This is a genomic window from Aneurinibacillus sp. REN35, from assembly GCF_041379945.2.
GTDB lineage: Bacteria > Bacillota > Bacilli > Aneurinibacillales > Aneurinibacillaceae > Aneurinibacillus.
In genome coordinates, this window is sequence record NZ_JBFTXJ020000007.1 from 138,636 (window position 1) to 160,091 (window position 21,456).

22 protein-coding genes are annotated in these 21,456 nt (G+C 46.6%); 2 read left to right on the forward strand and 20 right to left on the reverse strand.

What is annotated here, in order from left to right:
- Positions 1 to 241: 241 nt before the first annotated feature.
- The 15 genes from AB3351_RS14650 to AB3351_RS14720 all read right to left on the reverse strand — a co-directional run bounded on the left by AB3351_RS14650 (position 242) and on the right by AB3351_RS14720 (position 13,428).
- Positions 242 to 985, reverse strand: a complete 744-nt coding sequence (locus AB3351_RS14650; RefSeq protein WP_371147884.1) for an MBL fold metallo-hydrolase — start codon at positions 983 to 985, stop codon at positions 242 to 244.
- 22 nt (positions 986 to 1,007) lie between these two features.
- Positions 1,008 to 1,988, reverse strand: a complete 981-nt coding sequence (locus AB3351_RS14655) for a sugar kinase (RefSeq protein ID WP_371147885.1) — start codon at positions 1,986 to 1,988, stop codon at positions 1,008 to 1,010.
- The gene (locus AB3351_RS14660; RefSeq protein ID WP_371147886.1) at positions 1,975 to 2,619 is read right to left on the reverse strand and encodes a bifunctional 4-hydroxy-2-oxoglutarate aldolase/2-dehydro-3-deoxy-phosphogluconate aldolase; all 645 of its coding nucleotides are present in this window, start codon (positions 2,617 to 2,619) and stop codon (positions 1,975 to 1,977) included. Before AB3351_RS14660 ends, AB3351_RS14655 begins: the two co-directional genes overlap by 14 nt.
- Positions 2,620 to 2,632: 13 nt before the next feature.
- Complete coding sequence (locus AB3351_RS14665; protein WP_371147887.1) at positions 2,633 to 3,781, reverse strand: aminotransferase class V-fold PLP-dependent enzyme; 1,149 nt, start codon at positions 3,779 to 3,781, stop codon at positions 2,633 to 2,635.
- Between the two features lies 1 nt (position 3,782).
- A complete protein-coding gene (locus AB3351_RS14670; RefSeq protein ID WP_371147888.1) occupies positions 3,783 to 4,985 on the reverse strand; it encodes a M20 family metallopeptidase in 1,203 nt (400 codons plus the stop codon).
- Between the two features lie 29 nt (positions 4,986 to 5,014).
- Positions 5,015 to 6,010: a Gfo/Idh/MocA family protein gene (locus AB3351_RS14675; RefSeq protein WP_371147889.1), complete on the reverse strand. Its 996-nt coding sequence runs from the start codon at positions 6,008 to 6,010 to the stop codon at positions 5,015 to 5,017.
- Between the two features lie 61 nt (positions 6,011 to 6,071).
- Positions 6,072 to 7,562, reverse strand: coding sequence for a sodium:solute symporter family transporter (locus AB3351_RS14680; RefSeq protein ID WP_371147890.1), 1,491 nt, complete (start codon positions 7,560 to 7,562; stop codon positions 6,072 to 6,074).
- The gene (locus tag AB3351_RS14685; protein ID WP_371147891.1) at positions 7,543 to 7,905 is read right to left on the reverse strand and encodes a hypothetical protein; all 363 of its coding nucleotides are present in this window, start codon (positions 7,903 to 7,905) and stop codon (positions 7,543 to 7,545) included. The genes AB3351_RS14680 and AB3351_RS14685 overlap by 20 nt, the downstream gene beginning before the upstream one ends.
- A 24-nt stretch (positions 7,906 to 7,929) precedes the next feature.
- A complete protein-coding gene (locus tag AB3351_RS14690; protein WP_371147892.1) occupies positions 7,930 to 8,412 on the reverse strand; it encodes a RidA family protein in 483 nt (160 codons plus the stop codon).
- Positions 8,413 to 8,454: 42 nt separating this feature from the next.
- On the reverse strand, positions 8,455 to 9,135 hold the full coding sequence (locus AB3351_RS14695) for a helix-turn-helix transcriptional regulator (protein WP_371147893.1): 681 nt from the start codon (positions 9,133 to 9,135) through the stop codon (positions 8,455 to 8,457).
- A 315-nt stretch (positions 9,136 to 9,450) separates the two neighbouring features.
- Entirely contained in the window at positions 9,451 to 9,966 is a 516-nt protein-coding gene (locus AB3351_RS14700) for a DUF6933 domain-containing protein (RefSeq protein WP_371147894.1), read from the reverse strand.
- A 107-nt stretch (positions 9,967 to 10,073) separates the two neighbouring features.
- Positions 10,074 to 11,495 (reverse strand): 23S rRNA (uracil(1939)-C(5))-methyltransferase RlmD, encoded by a 1,422-nt coding sequence (rlmD, locus tag AB3351_RS14705; RefSeq protein ID WP_371147895.1) that lies wholly within the window; start codon positions 11,493 to 11,495, stop codon positions 10,074 to 10,076.
- A gap of 26 nt (positions 11,496 to 11,521) precedes the next feature.
- The gene (locus AB3351_RS14710; RefSeq protein WP_371147896.1) at positions 11,522 to 12,400 is read right to left on the reverse strand and encodes a diacylglycerol kinase; all 879 of its coding nucleotides are present in this window, start codon (positions 12,398 to 12,400) and stop codon (positions 11,522 to 11,524) included.
- A gap of 76 nt (positions 12,401 to 12,476) precedes the next feature.
- Positions 12,477 to 13,184: an ATP-binding protein gene (locus tag AB3351_RS14715; RefSeq protein ID WP_371147897.1), complete on the reverse strand. Its 708-nt coding sequence runs from the start codon at positions 13,182 to 13,184 to the stop codon at positions 12,477 to 12,479.
- A 46-nt stretch (positions 13,185 to 13,230) separates the two neighbouring features.
- Positions 13,231 to 13,428 carry a helix-turn-helix domain-containing protein gene (locus tag AB3351_RS14720; RefSeq protein ID WP_371147898.1) on the reverse strand — a complete coding sequence of 66 codons (198 nt, stop codon included), beginning with the start codon at positions 13,426 to 13,428 and terminating at the stop codon, positions 13,231 to 13,233.
- Positions 13,429 to 13,587: 159 nt separating this feature from the next.
- Here AB3351_RS14720 and AB3351_RS14725 point away from each other — a divergent pair, with 159 nt between their 5' ends.
- On the forward strand, positions 13,588 to 13,938 hold the full coding sequence (locus AB3351_RS14725; RefSeq protein WP_371147899.1) for a helix-turn-helix domain-containing protein: 351 nt from the start codon (positions 13,588 to 13,590) through the stop codon (positions 13,936 to 13,938).
- A 78-nt stretch (positions 13,939 to 14,016) separates the two neighbouring features.
- Here AB3351_RS14725 and AB3351_RS14730 read toward each other — a convergent pair whose 3' ends face one another.
- Entirely contained in the window at positions 14,017 to 15,384 is a 1,368-nt protein-coding gene (locus AB3351_RS14730; RefSeq protein WP_373270235.1) for a (Fe-S)-binding protein, read from the reverse strand.
- Complete coding sequence (locus AB3351_RS14735; protein ID WP_371147961.1) at positions 15,335 to 16,783, reverse strand: FAD-binding oxidoreductase; 1,449 nt, start codon at positions 16,781 to 16,783, stop codon at positions 15,335 to 15,337. Before AB3351_RS14735 ends, AB3351_RS14730 begins: the two co-directional genes overlap by 50 nt.
- A 131-nt stretch (positions 16,784 to 16,914) precedes the next feature.
- Between AB3351_RS14735 and AB3351_RS14740 the strand changes: the two genes are divergently transcribed.
- The gene (locus AB3351_RS14740) at positions 16,915 to 17,613 is read left to right on the forward strand and encodes a FadR/GntR family transcriptional regulator (protein ID WP_371147901.1); all 699 of its coding nucleotides are present in this window, start codon (positions 16,915 to 16,917) and stop codon (positions 17,611 to 17,613) included.
- A 19-nt stretch (positions 17,614 to 17,632) separates the two neighbouring features.
- On the opposite strand, the gene AB3351_RS14745 is transcribed toward AB3351_RS14740, so the two are convergent.
- From AB3351_RS14745 to gatA, 3 genes are all read right to left on the reverse strand, one after another.
- Positions 17,633 to 18,403, reverse strand: a complete 771-nt coding sequence (locus AB3351_RS14745; protein WP_373270236.1) for a sirohydrochlorin chelatase — start codon at positions 18,401 to 18,403, stop codon at positions 17,633 to 17,635.
- A gap of 139 nt (positions 18,404 to 18,542) precedes the next feature.
- On the reverse strand, positions 18,543 to 19,976 hold the full coding sequence (gene gatB, locus AB3351_RS14750) for an Asp-tRNA(Asn)/Glu-tRNA(Gln) amidotransferase subunit GatB (RefSeq protein ID WP_371147903.1): 1,434 nt from the start codon (positions 19,974 to 19,976) through the stop codon (positions 18,543 to 18,545).
- 17 nt (positions 19,977 to 19,993) lie between these two features.
- The gene (gatA, locus tag AB3351_RS14755) at positions 19,994 to 21,454 is read right to left on the reverse strand and encodes an Asp-tRNA(Asn)/Glu-tRNA(Gln) amidotransferase subunit GatA (protein WP_371147904.1); all 1,461 of its coding nucleotides are present in this window, start codon (positions 21,452 to 21,454) and stop codon (positions 19,994 to 19,996) included.
- Positions 21,455 to 21,456: the final 2 nt, after the last annotated feature.

Consider the following 21,456-nt stretch of genomic DNA (forward strand, 5'->3'; position numbering starts at 1 on the left):
TGTTGCTCTCTTTCGCTCGATTTCAAACCGGTATATCTTGTTATATTTCACCATTCCATATAACCTGCTTAAAAACCTGCTCTACACGAAAAATAAACACGCAGGGAGCGGTACCATTGTACCTTACATTCTCTTAGACCGTTTCCTGTCCTGCATGTTTCTTCTCTGCATTTGCTCATAAAAAAGAGCGCTGTCCGTTAGCGCTCTTTGACAGATCTATTCTGTTTGGTAGCTAGACTCTTTAATAGATGATACTTTGCGGTATGACCATTCTTTCTATCGACTCAATCGCCTTAGTAATATGATCTTGGGCATGATTAAGAACAAACATATCATGACCTGGCAGTAGGGCATCAATTTGTTTTTCTTTTAATTTACGTAAGCTATTGCCCAGATCGAATACATTACAATCAGGTATGCATTGTGTGGCTACTCTTCCTTCATAAAAAATGAGATCGCCCCCAAATAGATAACGCTTTTCCGGTGTATTCATCAGGAAAGAAATATGGTCTCTACTATGTCCCGGTGTTTCAATGACTTCTATTTTGTGCCTCCCAACTGTGATCACGTCTCCTTCTTTTACCACACGGTCAACCGGGGCTGATTCAAAGACATAATCCATAGGGTAGAAGCCTGCTTTTTTTGCCATAGATAAGCTAATCGCTTCTTCATCACCTTGTTCTAAATAAGTAGCTGTATGTGAAGAACACAGTACTTGTGCATCTATTTTTTCTAAAAGTTTCTTTGTTCCACCAGCATGATCAGCATGCCCATGCGTTAAAAGCACATATTTTACCCTCTCAAGCGAAAAGCCATCCTCGACTATATTTTGGAGGATTTGGTCAATCCCTAAGCCTGCCCCGGTATCCACAAGCGCCAATTCACTTCCACCATCTATTACGTACACATGACAATCAAACGCATCGGTAAGATGAATTCCCTTTCCACCGCTTCCAACAAGATACACATCTTTTGTAAGCTTCATTACGTACCCTCCTTACCTTTTTCTATCTCGTTTTCAGGTCCCCATCTCCACAGAACTCTCTCATCCGCTCTTTTGTAGGGAGGTTTTCCCAATCCCCTTTAAATTGAGTAACCAGTGCTCCAACAACATTGCCTCTCCGCAAACATTGCTGCAAGGATTGTTTCTCAATAAAACTTGATAAAAATCCAGCAGCAAACCCATCTCCTGCTCCCACGGAATCCACAACCCTTTTTACTTCAACACCCGGTTCACTTATTTTTTCTAACTCACCATGTTCCGTCGTTGTATAGAGGACCGAGCCGCGTGCGCCCAGCTTCATAACGACATATTTCGGTCCAAGACGGAGTAGGCTTTGGGCAATTCGATCAGGCTCTGTTTCCCCTGTAATTAGCTTTCCTTCGTCAAGACCCGGTAGGATCAAGTCAGACAACTTTGCCAGCTCAAGGAATGTTTCTCTGGCCTCTTTTTCTCCCCATAACTTGTATCTCATATTTGGGTCAAAACTGATTTTTATCCCTTGCTTTTTTGCAAGATGTACCGCATGAAATATACATTCTCTCGCCTGCGGACTTAAGGCAGGAGTAATGCCTGTAAAATGGAAAAGCTCCGCCCCAGCAAAAATCTCTTCCGTTATTTCTGACGCATTCCACTGACTGGCAGCTGAATGTTTTCTGTAATAATAAATGGTAGGGTCTAATTCACCGTTAATTTCTTTAAACATAATGCCCGTGGGATGTTCTTTATCCCTGATTACAGCAACGTCTACGTCTTCTCCCTTAAGAACCGATTGGATATAATCTCCAAACGGGTCAACACCTAAGCGACTTATCCATCTCGTTTTCACTCCCAGCCTCGTTAGCCCGATTGCAACATTTGATTCCGCACCAGCCAATGTTTTCGCCAAATACGGCATATATTGAATGCGGCCATCCTGGGGAGTTTGAAAGGAGACCATGGTTTCTCCTAAAGTGACAACCTTTGCATCAATATTAACTCCGCTCATTTTTTACACCCTTTATATTCTCTAAAAATAAAGCCGCTTTTTCAGTAATACTTTTGAAATCACCCTGTTTAATTGCGGTCTTATCTATTAAGCTGCCCCCGACACCAACCCCTACCGCTCCTGCTTTAATAAAAGCAGCTACATTTTCAGGGGTAATGCCTCCCACAGCAACCATTGGAATATGAGATAGCGGTCCTTGCAATTCTTTGATATAGGTACTTCCCAGGCTGCTGGTAGGAAACACCTTTACCATCCTCGCCCCAGCTTTATAGGCATGTACGACTTCAGAAGGTGTCATGACACCAGGTAAAATGCCAATAGTATGATCCAATGCAAATTGGATGACCTCTTCATCCACGTTAGGCGTTATAAAATACGTTGCGCCTGCGCTATATGCTCGTTGGGCTGTTTCTACGTCCAGTACCGTACCGGCGCCGATCAATAGCTTGCCCTCAAATTGCTCATTCAGCAGTGAAATCATCTCAGAAGCATCTTTCGTATTCATCGTCACTTCAACCAATCGAATCCCACCATCATAGAGAGCTTGTGCCAATGGAAGAATATCATTTTTTTCTATTCCTCTAACGATAGAAATTAAATGGTTTTCCATTACTGCATCATATACATTCATATGGTTCACCCTTTTACTTGATTATAATATCCAAAAGCTGATCGATTTCCTCTTTTGTATTGTAGAAATGAGGTGAAATTCTCAACCCATTTCGTTTATTCACAATAATGTTTTTCTGCTTAAGCCTTTCAAAGCAATCATCGACGTCAGAACATTGAAGCAAGAGAATGTGCGATTGATTTGCCTCATCAAAATTCGATAGGCACGTAACATTCCCCAAGCGAGACACACAGCTCCGTATATAATTTGCAAGCTCCATGACCTGATGGTAGATTATGTGACTGCCAACTTCATTGAGTAAATCCAGCCCTTTATGGACGCCTCTGATAGCGGAAAAGTTTAAATTCCCCGTTTCAAAGCGCCGGCTTGTTTGCGATAAATTAAAATCATATGTTGAATAATTAAATTTATCTTCCATGCTTGTCCAGCTAACAAAAGGAGGGTCGATGCTATCCAGCATTTTTTTACTGCAGTATACAAACCCCAAGCCGTCCGGGCCGCATAACCACTTGAAGAATCCACTCACTAAAAAATCAATTTGAAGTTCTTCTACATCAATTTTCTGTACTCCCAGCCCTTGAATCGCATCTACAACGAAGAAAATATCATGCTGTTTACATAGGTTTGAAATAACTTTCAAATCATTTTTAAATCCATTTCCAGCCTCAACAAAGCTCAGACTGATCAATTTTGTCTTTTTGTCTACCAATCTTTCCATATCTGATATAGACAATCTTCCGTCTTTATTTCTCACAAAGCGAACTTCGATGCCCTTGTGCTGCAAATTCATCCATGGGTACACATTTGAAGGAAACTCTAAATCAGAAATAATTACATTGTCTCCTCTTTGAAGCGGGAGTCCTTGAGCAAGCAGATTTAGCCCCATCGAGGTATTTTGAGTAAATGAAATTTCATCTGGATGGCTTCCAATCAATGCGGCAACTTTACTGCGAACCATCTCTACTTCATCCCACCACGCATCAAAAGCTGCACCATGAAGCGACCGGAATTCATGAAAGGATGCTATCGAATCTCTTACCCTGGTCGGAAGCGGCGACATAGCAGCGTTATCTAAGTAAATATATTCTCTCGTAATCGGAAACTCTGACTCCCGCCAAGCGTTTACGTCAAACTGAGTTACCGCCCTGTTGATCGCACTCAAGCTATTCCTCCTCCCTAAAATAGGTGTGGAAGTGTAAAATCAATGTTTTATATATTTCTGCAGCTTTTAAAACCTCGCTAATCTCAATGAACTCATCTTTCGTATGAGCTTGGCTGATACTGCCTGGGCCAAATACGATCGTTGGAATATGGCGCATTGCAATTTTGCTGGCATCGGTTCCAAATGGCACTCCATACATATCGCTATCTTCCCCCAGCTTGCTCATCGTATCAGTCATGGATCTGACAATAGGAGAATGCCTATCCGTTTCTAGGGATGGATCAATTAAATATGGATACTCGATAGAAACGTAGGGATGGAATGCACCGTCTATATTTTCCATTATCGCTTGCTTTATTTCTAGGTAGGCTTCCTCCCAATGCTCCCCGGGTAATAATCTGCGATCCACATCAATTACGCATCGATCCGGAACAATGTTTACCTGGGTCCCGCCCTGGATCGTTGTCACACTCATCGTTGCTTTTCCGCATAACGTATGATTTCGTTCACGTAGCATTGGCACTATATGTTTATGGATCGTTTGTATGATATCTGACATGATATAGATTGCATTGATTCCATCTTGCGGATTGGCGCTGTGCACCGACTCTCCAGTTGTCACGATTTTAAAGCGAATACTTCCTTTTGTAGCAGCTACTACCTTCAATTCGGTTGGCTCTCCTGCCACCGCACCATCTGCTTCTACTTTCATATCTACTAATCTATCAACTCCGCGATGAAGGTGTTCTTCATCCACCGTGGCTGCTACATGCACATTAATCGGAAGGTTTCCATTCGTTTCTTCAAGTGCCATCTCAAGGCCACAAATCATCGCTGCTAACTGTCCCTTTGCATCGCAGCTCCCTCTTCCATATAGTTTTCCGTCTTTCACACATGCTGTGAATGGCGCTATCGTCATTTCATCCACACGTACGGTATCTGTATGTGTCTCCAATAACAAGGTCTTTTTCATAGGGTCCCGGCCTGTCTTAATATAAACATTAGGCCGATTCGGCAGGATCTCCTCTTGTGCCACATCCAATGTAAATGGATGGTTTCGAAAGTACTGGCACAAATAATCGGCCATGCTTTGTTCTCCGTGAAGATCCTGAAGCGGGCCGTCTCCAGGATTAATGCTTGGTATCGAAACCATGTCAGATAATAGATGTATCAATCTCGTTTCGCGCTCGATGTCTTTATCCATTATGTCCACTGTCCTTATCACGTATATTGTTATAATTCAATAGGCTGCCCCGTTTGTGCTGACTTGATTAGTAACTGCGCAAGTTCGATTCCTTGAACCGCTTCGTCCCCTCGAATAGATGTTGGTTTTTCGTTATTCTCTATAAGCGAAATAAAGTAATCCAGTTCATTTTTAAGCGCTCCTGTTGATGTGCCAAATATCTCCGGCCATAATGTGACATCCGGCGTTTCCAATTTGTTATTCACAGCCAGTCGCAAATGAGTACCAGGATATTCAAGCGCAACTCTTCCTGCTGACGTCATCATTTCAAGCCGCACATCAAGATATTGTCCCAGATGATTTGGTAGGGTCCATTGTGTTTCAAAGGTCGCAATTATTCCATTGGAAAACTCAACAATTCCCCAGAAAATATCTGGATTTTTATATTCAGGTGACGTCTTTCTTTCCACTGCATACACTTTTTTTACAGTTGATTGCACATACCATAGAGTAATATCAATGTCATGGGCTAATGCCATAAAAACAGGGTGTGTCCTGGAGTGAAGTCCAAACCGCTCTCTCGGCACATTCCTTCTAGCGTAAATCGAATAAATATCGCCAAGTTCACCGGACTCCAATTTTTGTTTAATCGTATAATAGCTCGCATCATAGCGTAATAAGTGGCCTGGAAGCAAAATAACATCCTGTTTTTCTGCGATCGCTACCATTTCTCTTGCTTCTTCTGCCTCTAATGAAATGGGCTTTTCGATTAACACATGCTTCTTTGCCTCAAGGCACTGAATAGTAAGCGGATGATGCGATTCTTCTGAGGTTGCAATAATAACCCCATACACATTTTTATCTGCTAAAACGGTCTCAATATTGTCTGTATAGTGTGCAGCTGCAAAACGATCCGCTACTTTTTTTGCCTGCTCTATTGATTTATCGCATATATAGAGAAGCTCTACCTTTCCCATTTGCGAAAGAATCTTAGCATGGTTCTGTCCGAATTCCCCGACTCCTACAACCGCTATTCCAATTTTCATCGTCATAACCTGCCTTCATGTGAATCTGAACAGGGCATACTCGTGTATGCCCTGTTCTATATTAGAGTTCTTTGTCTGCTGCTGAAAGCTTCGAAAAGAAGTTGTCCACTCTTTTTTGTTCAACAGTATTTCTAGATGTAACCAAGCTAATGATGATTCCCATCGTCAGAGCTGTTAAAGTACTAGTCGCAGTCGTGATCGCTAAGTTCTGAATTCCACCGACACCCATTCCAACGGAGGATACAATTCCACCCGCAATCGTTCCGCTTAAAATAGCTGCTAATGCACCCTTGGCATTCATTTTTCTCCAGAACACCGCTAAACAGATAATAATAAAGATAGGCATATCCGTAATAGCGATAATCGTTAAGATCGAATTAATTACCCCACCCAGCTTCGGTACTAAAAACGCCCACGCAGTCCCAATCACACAGAGAACAATCGTTGCCATACGAGTAACCTTTAAGTAATGCTTTTCAGACAGATTCGGTCTAGCCTTTTTGTAAAAATCTTCTGTAAATAGAGAGGATGCTCCACACAATGCCGAATCCGCCGTTGACATTCCGGCAGCCAATAGAGAGGAGAAAAAGATCCCTACCGCTCCTACAGGCAAAAGCTGCAAATAAATTTCCGGCCCGATCATATCCGGATTCATGTTTTTTACTGTCTCAGGATCAAGCATGACCCTCGCTGCAAGACCAGGGATGATTTCCATAATCGCCATAGGAATAGCTAGCACTGCCGCAAAAAGCATGCCCCACCTTGCTACGTTAACCGTCTTTGCTCCCAATCCGCGCTGCATAACAAACTGGCTGGTAATAAAATACGGGAAGCCTAACACCGTTAAGGCAATAATCCACGGCCAACCCGTCGCACTTGCTGCTGATGGTACCCAGTCAACTAGATTCGCAGGTACAGATTCAACGAGACCACTCAACCCGTTAAAGTGACTTAAAATATAAATGGACCCTATAAACAGCCCCGCCCACATCAGAACGAATTGAATCGCATCCGTAATAACGACAGAGACGATTCCACCAATAAAGGTCAAAGCTAGCACCAATACCGCCATTAGAAGGATCATATAATTAACCGAAACATCCAATATTAAACTCAAAATAAGCGCTGAAGCAAAAACGGTTACGCCATATCGATTAAATGTATCAGCCAAAATCCACAGGATACTGATTAATCCTCTATTTACACCGTTATATCTATCTTCGAAAATTTCAGACATCGTATGGTAGCGCAGCTTTCGATAGATCGGAATAAAAAATACGGCTGCCGCTACACACGCCATGGCATTCCAAGCGAGCCATACTACGGAAATTCCCGAACCATAAACCATACCCGGCTTTCCAACAAGGCTCCATGTGGAAAAATTAGTGGCCCCAAAAGTTGCTGCTAAAATAAAAGGGCCGAAGGAGCGTCCACCTATGGAGAAATCTTCATATCCGGAAACTCTCTTTGAAACATACCAGCCTATAAAAAGAGTTCCGATGATATAAAGAACTATAATCGCTAGATCGATACTAGAAATTCCTAGATTCATTCAATTCACTCCTTGGGCGCTCAACTTCTGTAATCGCTAACATTACTTTCAGTACTTCATTGCGAATAACTGCTGCAAATCCCCCAACAAACCACAGCACAAAGGAACCCAGCACAATTGGTGTAACAACTTCAGATGGAAGAGCCGCTCTTAAAAAGAGGCCGGCTATGAATAAGATAAAAGAGACAATCATCAGCCCCATCCCCCATCTTGCCTTGGTCTTCGGCGGTTTCGATGGTTGTAAAAAGAGAATCTTGCCTCTCATTTCCATGATGGGTCCAACGATCATAAGTAACCCTGAAGCTACTATCGACAAAATGATAATACCGCCCCAAAAATCCATCTTTATTTCCCCCTTTTGCTGTTACTACTCCACTTCCACAATCATTTCGATTTCTACGGGTGTATTAAATGGCAGTTCGTTAGATGAAATAGCGGAACGCGCATGCTTTCCTGCCTCTCCGAATACCTCTTCTAATAATTTGGAAGCACCATTTATCACATAGGGCTGCTCAACAAACCCTGGTGCGCTATTTACGAAGCCAAGTAATTTCACAACTTTTTTAACTCGATCTAGGTTGCCCAAATGACCTTTTAAAACCGCCAGACAATTAATCATTGTTTGACGAGCAGCTTCCTGTCCCTGCTCGACGGTTAAATCCTTCCCCACTTTTCCTTCATAGATTAATACTCCATCCTTACGGCAATCCTGGCCAGAAGTATACACCAGATTGCCCGTTTGCTGCGCTGGAATATAAATAGCTGCAGGCTTTGGAACTTCCGGTAATTCGATTCCCAGCTCTTTTAATCTCTTCTCAATGCGGCTTTCATTTGACGTAGTGTTTTTCATATCTAAATCTCTCCTATACTTTATTTATCTATATAAAATCAGCTATATAAGCGGACGTTCCTTCTGCTTCCTATCCTCTTCCTCACGCACCAGATCAAGATACGTATACAGCGTATATTTAGAGATATCAAAGTACGTGCACACCTTATCACTGGACTTTTTAATCAGAAACGCACCTTTTTGGTCCAGATACTTTATGCCTTTCATCTTGTCTTCCTTCAACATCAACGCCACAGGCTTCCCTACATGCTCCTGTGCCTCCTGAAGCAAATGATCCAACAATTCATTTACATCATTTACAAAGAACTCTTTTACCTCTTTATTGATCTCTCTTACCTGCGCGAATTCGTGGATCGTCTTCTCCGCCATAATTAAATCGGTGATGTCTAAGTTAATACAAATACAGCCTATCGGCACATTGTTTGAATTTCTAATATACATTGTTGTAGAGCGGAGGACTCTTCCTGCTTTCGTTTGTGTTACATAATTATGTTTATCTCCCTCTCGATCCGTACCCCTGAGTACTTCCAAGCCAAGATTGGTTCCGGAATCTCCAACCTTTCTGCCTGTTACGTGTCCGTTTTCAATGGAAACAATAACACTGCCGACTTCTTCAAAATTCGATAAGTCCAGTAACACTACCTCACAGTTTTGTCCAAACTGATTTGCAATTCCTTTTATGATGCCTTGTAAAAGAGGCAACTCATCTTTAATGTTTTCCAAGGATCTGCTCCTCCTAAAGTTTATATTGATATTTTCAAACTATTTATAATTGATTATAATTAAAAATTTTTAGCTAATCAACAGAAAAAAAATTATTATACCTAATTTTTTTTCTGTTGATTGGTGATAGAGGTAAGATCAAAGACATAACTTCTATTTGAAACTCTGTAGTTTGGTAATTCGGGGATGTGAGAATCACAAAAAAGCACCTGCCCATTACTCAGCAGATGCCTTTTGCTTTACGAAGTTTTAGCCACGACAATAAAAAAATCTAGAATAAGCTCATCTGCTTCATTTTTTTACTCACCAACGCTCCTAGACATTATCATTGAGCAATTCTTCAAGCATCGTTTCTCCAGAATACAGCTTTGGCAACTTCATCATAACGTAGCGATTCAACCAGCGATTAAGTTCGTAACTTTTTACCTCGATTCCATCAAGCTTGTCCTGTTCCATGCTATGCTTAGCAGCCATTATCATCTCATTAACCTGACTGATAATACTTCGATCGCTTGTCGCGGCATATGAAACCTCGTGGCAGTTCTGTATATACTTTTCAATATTGACCTTATTCGCCCCATCTGCGGATAGGTTCTCAGCTATCGCTTGAACAACGATGTCATCAAATCGTTTGAAGTCATCCTTCCTGAGACCAAACAGAACAAAATTGTATCTTGTCTTATTATTCATCACCAGCACACATTTGCGACGGTTCCATAGAAACAGATGCGCATGCCACGAATAAAGCGGATTCGTATGTACTAACTTGTTTTCCGATATGTTGACGTTTAACTCCTCAGAAAGCTTTTTGGTGCATTGAATTGTAAGCATTATTTTTAATCTCCAGTTCAAATTTTAAACGTTCCGATCCCGATAAATGTTTTACTCCTATGAAAAAGCACCTGCCAAATTACTCGGCAGATGCCCTTCTTTACGCCTTACTTTCTATCCTTCAAATATAGCTTTACCACGCACTCCACATGATTCGTATGCGGAAACATATCCACCGGCTGCACCTCTACCGTCGCATAGCCGCCATCCTCAAGAATCCGAAGATCGCGGGCCAGCGTGGCCGGATTGCAGGACACATACACGACCCGCGCAGGCTTCATTGCCAGAATCGTAGCCAGAAGCCGCTCGTCACAGCCCTTGCGCGGCGGGTCCACCACGATCACATCCGCAGCGTTTCCTTCCTCATACCACTGCGGAATCACGGTTTCCGCCTCCCCGACAGCAAAGGTCACATTGTCCATGCCGTTCAACTCCGCATTCCGCTTCGCATCCTCGATCGCATCCGGAACAATCTCCACACCGAAGACCTGCTTCGCCTTCTGCGCAAGGAACAGTGATATTGTACCGATGCCGCAGTACGCATCAATTACATTCTCTTCCCCCGTCAGTGCCGCGTAGGCAAGCGCAGTGCTATAGAGGCGCTCCGTCTGCACAGGGTTAACCTGATAGAACGAGCGAGCGGAGATGGCGAATTTCACGTCACCAATCGTGTCATAAATGTATTCCTCACCCCACAGCACGCGGGTCGTCTCTCCAAAAATCACATTCGTCCGCTTCGTGTTAATGTTCTGTACGATGCTGGCGGTGCCGGGAACAGCCTGCGCGAGTTCTTCTACGAACGCATCCTTGTTCGGCAGATGTTCGCCGTTCGTGATGAGCACGATCATGATTTGTCCGGTCGCAAAGCCGATCTTGGTCACAACATGGCGGAGCTGGCCGCGGTGCGTTTCTTCATCATAGGCGCGCACACCGTGCTTATGTGCAATCTCCTTGACGCGCGCAATGACCTCATCGGTTTTTTCGTGCTGGATGAGACAGGCTTCCATGTTGATGATGTCATGCGAGCGCGCAGCATAAAACCCACCGATCAATCCGCCTTCTTCCTCGCCGATCGGCACCTGGGCCTTGTTTCGGTAGCGCCACGGATCAGCCATGCCGAGCGTAGGATGCACCGGCACGCCTTCAATCTTACCAATCCGCTTCAGGTTGTCCTCCACCAGCTTGCGCTTGAAGGCGAGCTGCGCCTCATAATCCATGTGCTGCAGCGTACAGCCGCCGCAGCGCTGGTAGATGGGACATGGTGGCGTGGTGCGGCTTGCGGCCGGCTCTATGATTTCTACAAGGCGTGCATAGCCGAACTGCTTTTTCAGCTTGGTCGCCTTGGCCATTATGCGTTCGTCCGGCAGCGCGCCTGGCACGAACAGTGTATATCCTTTATAGCGCGCAACCCCGTTGCCTTCATGTGTCAAATCTTCGATCACGACGTCCACCGTCTCGTTTTTTGCGAGCGGCAGATTGGCAGGTGTCAATGCGGCTGTGCGCTTGTTGGTACGTGATGTATTTGCCAAAATAGTTCACCTATATTTCCTTAATTTTATCGAATGAGCTGGATGTGCCGCGGCAGCGACGTAAATGTGCACGGCAGGCGGCTGCCCAGCTCGCCGTCCAGATTGATATCGACGCGCTTCGTCGAGGTGGCCTTTAACTGCTTCGTCTGGAAATAAAGAACGTCCGGGTGCTTGAGATGGTCACCCTTTAGGGCCATGGTAGCGATGCGGATAAACTCAGGCAGCGACGTTTTTCTAAGAATGATGCAGTCAAATAAGCCGTCATCGAGCTTGGCATTCGGTGCGAGCTTCTCAAATCCGCCGACCGAGTTGCTGTTGGCAATGAGAAACAGCATGATCTCTTCGTCAATCACCCGTCCGTCAATTTCCATCCGTACATGCATGGGCGAGAGAAAGGGCAGCTTTTCAATCCCTTTAATATAGTAGGCAAGCTGACCAAGCATTGTTTTTACTTTACTTGGCACTTCATAGGTCAGCGTGGTGAGAACTCCGCCGCCCGCAATATTGATAAAATACTTGTTATTGATTTTTCCAATGTCGATCGGGGACGGCTTGCCTTTTGCGATGACGCTGACGGCTTTCATAATCGACTTCGGCAGGCCGATGGCGCGGGCGAAATCGTTCGTCGTTCCTGCGGGAATGATGCCGAGCGCAGGCCGATAGCGCTGTTCCGCAATACCATTGATCACCTCATACACCGTTCCGTCACCGCCCGCAGCAATGACCAGATCGAACCGGTTCTCCACCGCCTTGCGGGCCGCAGCCGTAGCGTCTCCCTCTCCCTTGGTTGCATGGCACGAGGTTTCATAGCCGGCCTCTTCTAACACATCTAAAATATCAGGAATCCGCTTGCGGACTTCTTCGCGTCCGGCGGAGGGATTATAAATAAGCCGAGCTCGTTTCAACTTGTATCCATCCTATCCACTATTTTTCTATGCTTATCATACCTTCTTTTAAATCTTTTTAAAAGCATCGAGAAATTTAACCATGCGGTAGAGTAAACATGACCGCGGTCCCTTGGCCTTTGCGGCTGCGGATGTTCATCGTTCCGCCATGCATGGCAATGATTTTTTGGGAGACGGGCAGCCCTAAGCCCATCCCTACTTTTTTTGCGGAAAAGAACGGATTAAACGCTTGCGAAAGCGCATAGCCATCCATTCCTCTTCCATCATCAATAAAGCATACGGATACCGTCTCACTGCTGGTCTTTGTTTGAATGGTGATGGATATGGTTTTATTATCGCTAGATTCCATAGCGTTGCTAAAAAGAGAGAACATAACGCGCATGATTTGTTCCGTATCGACATGGAGCGGAAGTTTATTTGCATCAGGAGAGAGGTCAAGAATCACATTCGTATCCCTTAAGGTAAGTTGTTGTGTTACTGTATGACGACAAAATTCGTGTATGAGATGATTCATATATGTATATTGCTTTCGAGGGGTAAAGGGTCTTGAAAAAAGCAAGAAATCATGAATAAACTTATCCGCCCGGTCAAGTTCCGGCAGTAAAACATTCAAGACGATCTCTGCTTTGTCTTGCTCTGCTCCATCAGTCTCAAGAAAGTACTGCAGATATCCACGAACGGTTGTCAAAGGATTCCTTACTTCATGAGCCAGCTTCATGGCAATGTTTCCGAGCAAGGGTGGAACTTCCCTCGCTATTTCTTCCTTACATACGGATTCCTTCATATCGCCTCTCTCCCTTCTCTCACTTCGGTTATCTGCCTATACGGCATTACCGCTCATCAAAAAAGAATGTCCATTCAAACTGAAGTATCCCAGCTATTTTCTGCGCTACCGGTACGCTTGGTGTCCGCACGCCGTTTTCAATCTGTGTATAGTATGCTCGCTTGATATCGGCTCCCGCTGCAACCTGTTCCTGTGTATACCCTTTGCTTTCTCTTATTTCTACGAGCCATTTTCTTCGCTGCACAACCCCTTCGCCTCCTTTGTAGCAATCAGCAACTTTTTTCCTTAATTTTACTTTACGATGCATGGAAATACAATGATCTTTGCAACGTATTGCGACAAACATTTTTATGTAGCAATTTGCTACAGTATAATAAAGCAAAAAGCGAAGGAGGGGATTGTTGTGTTTGGCACCCGGTTAAAGGAGCTTCGTCAGCAGCGGCAGCTTACCCAGGAAGAGACTGCAAGGCTTCTTAACATTTCTCGCGGTACCTATGCCCACTATGAAATCGATAAACGCCAGCCCGACTTTGCCACACTACAGAAGCTGGCTGACTTTTTCGATGTATCAATTGATTATCTGCTTGGCCGCACCAATGAACCGGATCATCTCCCGCAATTCCTCCGCGATCCTTCCGTTGATATTTCTGCTTATGAAGGCTATCAGGATCTCTCACCGAAAGAACAGGAAATTGTCAAAGAGCAAGTGCGGCATACGATAAAAATAATAAAAGAACTAAAGGATAAAAAATAAGCAATCTCCCTTCGTTTTAGTAAGCACCAAAAAGCGAAGAGGATTGCTTATTTTAATGACAGAAACAAAATGTACGAACTACAGTGCGCGATCGAGAAGGTCCATGATATGCACAGCTTCCATCTGATCCTGCATACCGGCCCGGATGATTCCCTGCTTCATCTGAAGCAGGCAGCCTGGGTTGGAGGTGACGATCAGGTGTGCCTGGGTTTGCTCGACGTTTTTCATCTTGCCATCGAGAATGCGCATCGACATATCAAAGTTCGTAATGTTGTAGATGCCTGCCGAACCGCAGCAGCTGTCCGCATCGATCATCTCAATGTATTCGATACCCGGAATGCGGCGGATGAGCTGGCGCGGCTGATTGCGAATGCCCTGTCCGTGTGCCAAATGGCAGGAATCCTGATACGTAACGCGCATATTCATCTCTTTGGTAAAAGTGATCTCAGGCAATTCTGCGAGCAGTTCGTTGGCGTCTCGGCTTTTCGCTACAAAAGCCATCGCCCGCTCCTTCCATTCCGGATCATCATGGAACCAATGGTGGTATTCCTTAAGCGCGGCACCGCAGCCGCCGGCATTGTTGACGATGAAATCCACGCCCGCTTTTTCAAACGCCTCGATGTTGCGCTTCGCAAGCTCCACCGCACCATCCTTCTCCCCGGCATGGGCATGAAGTGCGCCGCAGCAGGCTTGATCCTCGACAAATACGACTTCACAGCCAGCCTTGGCCAGCACGCGAGCTGTCGCCTGATTCGTTTCGTAGAACATCACATCCATAATGCAGCCTTTGAACATCCCGATTTTGAGTGTGGCTGTCCCGTCTTGCGGCTGCATTACCTTTTCGCGCTTTTTGCGTTCGGCAGGCGAGGCGATCTTGTCTACGGCACGCTGCATTTCCGCCATCGGACGCGGCAGGATGTTAATTAGGCCCGTCTTCTGCGCCATCGTCTGCAGCCCCGCCGACTGTGCGGCCCAGAGCGCTGTTCCCATCTTATCGATACGCTCCGGATACGGAAAGACCTTATTGAAGATCACATCACGAATCCATGGCGCCTTCTTCTCTTCCTTCTTGCGGGTCTCGACAACCTCGCGTGCCGTCTCGACCAGACTGCCATACGGCACACCTGCCGGACAAGCGGTCTCACACGCTCGGCAGCCGAGACATAGATACATATTATCTTCGAATTCATGATCCACCTGCAGCGCATCCTGGGCGATGCCTTTCATTAAGGCGATACGGCCGCGCGGACTGGCGACTTCCTTTCCTGTCTGACGGTATGTCGGACAGGATGGAAGACAAAAGCCGCACTGCATACAGTTCATAATTTCATTCATGTCAAACTTGCTCGTTAAGGATGTATTCGTCGTCTCACAGGCCGGTGTTGTATTCTGCGGCTTAGTTGTGAGTGTGTTCATGTTTGCATCCGCACCCATTGCTTTGTACAACCACCCTTCTTCTTGCGTTTTTCGCAAAAATTTTACCCGGATTCATAATGCCGTGCGGATCGAACGCTTCTTTAATCCGCTTCATTAAATCCATGCCAACCGGACCTACCTTAAGATCGAGGTATCCGGCCTTTGCCAAGCCGACGCCATGCTCGCCCGTAATGGTACCGCCAAGCTTAATTGCGGCATGGAAAATCTCTTCAAATGCTTGTTCAACGCGGTGAATTTCTTCCTGATCCCGCTCATCCGTCAGGCAGGTCGGATGCAGGTTCCCATCCCCAGCATGTCCGAATGTGCAGATTTGCAGGCCGTATTTTTGGCTGATGATCTCAACCTGGTCCACCATCTCAGCCAAGTTGGCCCGTGGAACGGTCGCATCCTCTAGAATGGTCGTCGGCTTCACGCGTGCAAGCGCTGACAATGCGGAGCGCCGTGCTGCCATCAAGCTCGCACCCTCCTCAGCCGTCTGAGCGGTATGCACTTCAGTTGCCCCTTCTGCTCGGCAAATATCGGCAATCCGAGCCATATCATGCTCCACCTGCCACTCGGAGCCATCCTGTTCAATAATCAACATCGCCTTCATATCCAGCGGCAGACCGATCTTAGCAAAATCCTCGACGACAACCATTGTGGCTTGATCAAGGAATTCAAGCGTCGCCGGAATAATCTTGGCGGCGATAATACGCTGCACGGTGCGGGCCGCTGAGGTCAGATCATTGTAGTAGGCTACCATTGTCTGCTTTGCTGCCGGAAGCGGCACAAGCTTCGCCGTAATCTCTGTAATAACCGCAAGGGTGCCTTCCGAGCCGACGAGCAGCTTCGTTACATCATAGCCAGCTACGTCTTTCGCATTTTTGCCGCCTACACGCAGCACCTCTCCACCCGGAAGCACCGCCTCTAAGCCCATGATATAATCTTTGGTCACCCCGTATTTCAATCCGCGCATGCCCCCGGCACATTCGGCTACATTGCCGCCCATCGTAGAGATTTTCATGCTGCCAGGGTCCGGTGGATAGAAGAGACCGACAGCTTCCACTGCTTTGTGTACATCGGCCGTAATGACGCCGGGACCGAATGTCGCGGTCAGATTCTCTTGATCAACCTCTTTAAATGCATTCAAGCGATTCATATTCAATACAATACCGCCCTCAACCGGAACGGTTCCCCCACACAGATTCGTTCCCGAACCACGGGATACAATCGGAATCCGGTGCTGATTGGCGGCCTTCATAATCGCAGCTACTTCTTCTACGCTGGCCGGAATCATTACCGCATCCGGCATGGCTTGATACAGCGGCGTCGCGTCATACGAATATACATACAGCTCATTCGGCGAATCCAGAAAATAATCCTTGCCGACAATGCTGCGCAGTTCACTTTTAATACGTTGCTCCACAATTGTTCCTCCCTCTCTCAAAACAGCAGGTCATCAGATGAATTTTATTTAACTCTATCATACTTTTCAAAAAAACTGTAGAGTATATAAGAAAGCATATGCGGAGAGAGAATAAATAAGGAGAAAAGAGAACCATGAGCCTGATGAAAAAAAGCTACCAAATCGTAGCGGAAGATCTGCAGAAATTGATTGAAGAGGGGATTCTTACCCCCGGTGCACGCCTAAAGACCATCGATAAGCTCGCAGAACAATACGGTGTGGGCAAATCAACCATTCGGGAGGCACTAAGCCAGCTTAAAGCACGAGGCTTGATTGAGTCACGGCAGGGAGAAGGGACATTCGTGAAGAGCAGCGCGGTTACAGCGCTACAGCAGCTGCCTGTACTGACCGTAGGCAACCGTGAAGAGCTTGTTCATCTGCTGCAAGTCCGCAAAATTATCGAGACAGGCTGCGCCGAGATTGCAGCGATTGCCCATGATGAACAGGACGAAGCGGATCTAAAAGAAATCCTTACCAACATGGCGATTTCCGGAGACAATGAAGAGATGTCGAGAATTTATGATATCCAATTCCATATAGCGATTGCAAAAGCAAGCAAAAATCCATTTCTCAAAAATATGATGGACAGCATCTCAGAGGTGATGAACTATACGATCCGGGACAGCCGCAACCTGTGGCTGTACAGCAAGGACGGGTCTGCGAATCGCTTGTATCAGGAGCATTATGAAATATTCGAGGCCATCCGCAGCCGTGATCCTAAAAAAGCGCGCCGGATGCTAGAGAAGCATCTGAATCGCGTTGAGAAGGCGCTCGAAGCGAACCTTCTGCAATAATAGGAGGGCAGAAGGCGGCTTACTGCTCTTGGGGGCAGGATGCGGCGGTAAGCCACTCGGCGATGGAGTTCTCAATCCACTGTGCCACACGGGAGTCGGGAAGATAAGCGGCACCGTCATAACGATGTGCAATACCTCTGAGTCTTTCTGGTATCGCTTTTTCTGTATAATAACCCGGACTTACGAACAGAGGAACAACAAGCACCTGATTCTTCCTTGCCAGGACACGCGCACGCCGGGCCACTGTGTCCGGATGAATGGTTGCATACGAAGCACCCCTAAGCCCCAGCTCACGCCGCAGCTCAGCGCTAAGCTGGCCGAGCATACGCTGCCACCGCTCAGCAAATCCTGCTGTATCGCTGCCGTGTGCCACAAGAAGCAGCACTTCATCTTCCGGGTGCGTTGACAGCGCACGAATGCGGTCTCGAAGAATGTCATACACAAGCGGATGATCGTTCATTGGCCGCCCCCAGACAATGCGTGCCTGCGATGGGATCGGCTTCAGATCGGTCTCAATCGCAGCTGCTTCATCAAGGCCGAGCACATACCGAATTTCACTTAGGTGCGTACTACCATCTGATACGAACAGTGGTACGGCAAGAATCTCTTGCACGCCATCCGCTTCTAATCTGCGTATACCAGCTTCGATTGTCCGCTTCTCCACCTTATCCAAAAATACGGCTTCAAGCACTACATTCGTCTGTACCTGTGCAAGTAAACTGTCTACAGCATCGATCCACCTGCGGTTACGTGAGCCATGACTGATAATAAGTACTCCACGCTTCATCATATCCCTCCTCACTTTAAACCCATTATACCAGTATGAATTATAATATTAACAATAGCGCCTCCCTCTTTCGTTTTCAAACCAAAATCCCATAAAAAAAGAACCAACCCTGTATTGATACAAGATTGGCTCTCTCTTTGCTTTATAATTTTTCCAGCGCATCACGCAGCAGTTGATTAACTACACCCGGGTTGGCTTTCCCTTTGGATGCTTTCATAACCTGACCGACCAATGCGCCGATTGCTTTTTCCTTACCGGCTTTGAAGTCTTCTACCGCCTGCGGATTTCTAGCAACCACTTCATCCACCATTTGCTTAATGGCGCCTTCGTCACTGATCTGTACCAGCCCTTTTTCTTCGACGATTGTCTCCGGCGCTTTGCCCGTGTCTACCATCTCTTTGAATACTTTTTTCGCGATGCTGTTGCTGATGGTGCCTTTCTCAATCAGCGTAATCAATTGACCCAGACTATTCGGTGTTAGTTGAATGTCCTGCATCTCTTTTTCATTCGCATTCAAATACCCGATCAAATCACCCATCAACCAGTTGGATACCGATTTCGCATCGGCTCCTGTTTGTACCGTGGCATCAAAGAAATCGGACAGCTCCTTGGACATCGTAAGGACGCCCGCATCGTATTCCGGCAGGCTGTATTCCGACATATAGCGCGCTTTACGCGCATCCGGCAGTTCCGGAATGGTGGCGCGAATTTCCTCCACCCACTCGCGGTCGATTTTCAGCTTAATAAGATCCGGGTCCGGGAAGTACCGGTAATCATGCGCTTCTTCTTTGCTGCGCATGGACAGGGTACGGCCTTTGGCATCATCAAAGCGGCGCGTCTCCTGTATGACTTGTCCCCCATCACGCAGAATATCTGCCTGACGCACTTCTTCATATTCGAGTCCGCGCTGTACGTTACGGAATGAGTTAACGTTTTTCAGCTCCGCACGAATTCCGTATTCCTTCTGACCTACCGGACGAAGACTGATATTGGCGTCACAGCGCAGCGAGCCTTCTTCCATTTTCAGATCAGATATTTCACAATACTGCAGAATGGCCTTTAACTTCTCTAGAAAAATACGTCCTTCTTCCGGAGAGCGAAGATCCGGTTCCGACACGATCTCTAGCAGAGGCGTTCCCACGCGGTTGTAATCTACGAGGGTTGCATAGCCGCTCTCGGCATGCGTCAGCTTACCCGCATCCTCTTCGAGCTGAATCCGCGTAATGCCAATGCGCTTGGTCTCTGTGCCTACTTCAATTTCTACCCAGCCGTTTTTGCCGATCGCTTTATCAAGCTGAGAGATCTGGTAGGCTTTTGGCAGATCCGGATAGAAGTAGTTCTTCCGATCAAATACACTTTCTTCTACGATTTCACAGTTTAAGGCAAGCGCTGCTTTCATGGCGTATTCAGCTGCACGCTTATTCAATACAGGCAGAACCCCCGGGTGTCCAAGACAGATTGGACATGTATGAGTATTCGGCGGCGCTCCGAACTCGGTGGAGCAGCCGCAGAAGATTTTTGATTTCGTGGCAAGCTCGACGTGAACCTCAAGCCCGATGACGGTTTCGAATTGCATGGTTATTCCGTACCCCCTTACAGCTCAGGACGAGCCTTATGATAGTCTGTATGTTGCTCGTAGGCGTGCGCGACGCGCAGAATCGTGGATTCGTCGAACGCTTTCCCGATAATCTGCAGACCAATCGGCAGGCCGCTGCTCGCAAAGCCGCAAGGCACGCTAATAGCCGGAATACCGGCCAGATTCACCGGAATCGTGCAGATGTCTTCTAAATACATCGTCAGCGGGTCGTTCACTTTCTCGCCGATCTTAAACGCAGTGGTTGGCGCAGTCGGTCCGATGATGACATCGTATTTCTTGAACACTTCATCGAAGTCCTGCTTGATCAGCGTACGCACCTGCTGCGCTTTTTTATAATACGCATCATAATAGCCGGAGCTTAACGCATAGGTACCAAGCATGATGCGGCGCTTCACTTCAGCACCCAATCCCTGACTGCGCGTCTCCCGATACAGCTCAATAAGGTTCTCCGCGTTGTCAGCCCGTACACCGTAGCGCACACCGTCATAACGCGCCAGATTCGAAGACGCTTCGGAGGGCGCAAGAATGTAGTAGGTTGGCACCGCATACTCTGTATGCGGCAGCGTTACTTCCTCTACGATTGCTCCAAGACCTTCGAGCACCTTTAATGCCGCGTTTACTTTTTCTTTTACTTCCGCATCGATGCCCTCACCCATCAGCTCTTTCGGCACACCGATACGCAGTCCCTTCACCTCGCCACTCAAGGCAGAGATGTAGTCCGGGATCTCCACATCTGCAGAGGTGGAATCAAACGGATCGTGCGCAGCAATTCCCTGCAGCACATAGGCAGAATCCTCTACATTCTTCGTGATCGGACCAATCTGATCAAGCGAAGAGGCAAAAGCAACCAGACCAAAGCGGGATACGAGACCGTATGTCGGCTTCAGCCCTACCATACCGCAGTATGCCGCCGGTTGGCGAATGGAGCCTCCGGTATCGGAACCCAGGGCAAAGTAGACTTGTCCTGCTGCAACAGCCGCAGCCGAGCCGCCGCTTGAGCCGCCCGGTACGTAGTCTACATTCCACGGGTTGTATGTATTATGGAAGCCTGAATTCTCCGTCGAGCCGCCCATCGCGAACTCATCCATATTCAGCTTGCCGACCATGACGGACTGTGCTGCATGCAGACGATCCATCACGCTTGCGTTATAGATCGGATTGTAGTTGGCCAGAAGCTTGCTGGCGCACGTTGTGGTTACATTCTGTGTAACGATATTGTCTTTAATGCCTGCAGGCAGACCAAATAGCAATCCCTTCTCCTCACCCCGGGATTGCTGCTCATCTAATTCTTTAGCGCGTTTGCGCGCATTTTCCTCATCGAAAGAGATAAAAGCCTTTACCTTATCTTCTGTCTGCGCGATGCGTTCGAACGAAGCATGAACCAGATCGGTTACGGTCAGCTCACCTTTATCAAGCTCGGTATGTATATCCGTTAACTTCTTATCAAATAAAGACACCT